We start from the raw sequence: 972 nt of genomic DNA, 5'->3' as shown, positions 1-972 counted from the left end.
TCCTTCAAATCAGTTTCAAGCTGCAGCAGGTGCAAAAGATTTTCTTCAAATGTAGATGAAGTTTTGACATGTTTCCTAAAACTTGATATAGCAGGTAAGTTCAGTTTGCTTGATAATCGCTGAATTTCAACTTCATTTTGTGATATTTCCACTAACGTCATCTCCCTTCGTAATCAAGGAATCATATATTTCAAGTCCCTTATGCTCTACAACTAAGTCATCCGTTATCTTCACCGGTTCTTTTAATTCAAGCAGCATCCGTACCAGATTCAAAGAAGGACTCTTTGTATTGTTAGCCTGTGCAATAGCTAAAAGCAACTGCTCCTTTTCAACCTGACGTCCCAGTAACAGGATATCCACCAACTGTTGCTTGGGATCAACCTCTCTGCATAGTCTCAGAAAATCAGAGCATTCGTTTGGCATAATGCCTTGTTTTAGAACTACCGCATGATTTATGGCTCGTGGCTTTCTCTCAAGTATTTCAAGATAATGATCAAGAATATATTGGTGATCATTCTTTTTAAGTGCTCTATTGTGCTTGTAAACTTCCTGTCCATGATAAAATATTGATATATGAAAAGGAGATATGCGCAAAGTTACTTCTCTTCCGGCCAGATACTTAGGTACAGAATATCGTACATCCTGATAACGTACAGTAAGATCAGTGTGAACCAGAGCTTTAACAATGAAGCCTGTATCAAGCGGTGATTCTGGTAGCATCAGCATGTGGCTGCGTTCATCTTTAAAGCGATCCCATATTGTATTTTCCTGTCCTTTGATAACATGAGTTCTGGCATATTGAATACACCGATTTGTGACATGCTCCTGAAGCTGTGCATAGCTTTCAACATATGGCATAGGAGTAAACGCTATTCTTCTGACTATTGAAACAGCATTTTCAACTACACCTTTCTCCCATCCAGCTGCAACATTACAAAACACAGGGGTAAATCCATAATGTGCTTCAAGTCT

Annotated in this window: 1 protein-coding gene; it reads right to left on the bottom strand. The window is 38.8% G+C overall.

Annotated elements, in window-relative coordinates; translation table 11 throughout:
* Nucleotides 1-132: 132 nt before the first annotated feature.
* Nucleotides 133-972: Mu transposase domain-containing protein (locus tag ACECE_RS27655; RefSeq protein WP_010248553.1), on the bottom strand; the 840-nt coding region annotated here is incomplete at its 5' end.

The organism is Acetivibrio cellulolyticus CD2, assembly GCF_000179595.2.
In the GTDB taxonomy this organism is placed as follows: domain Bacteria; phylum Bacillota; class Clostridia; order Acetivibrionales; family Acetivibrionaceae; genus Acetivibrio; species Acetivibrio cellulolyticus.
The sequence above is the reverse complement of the archived record's forward strand: the minus strand, read 5'-3'. Positions and strand labels throughout refer to the sequence as shown.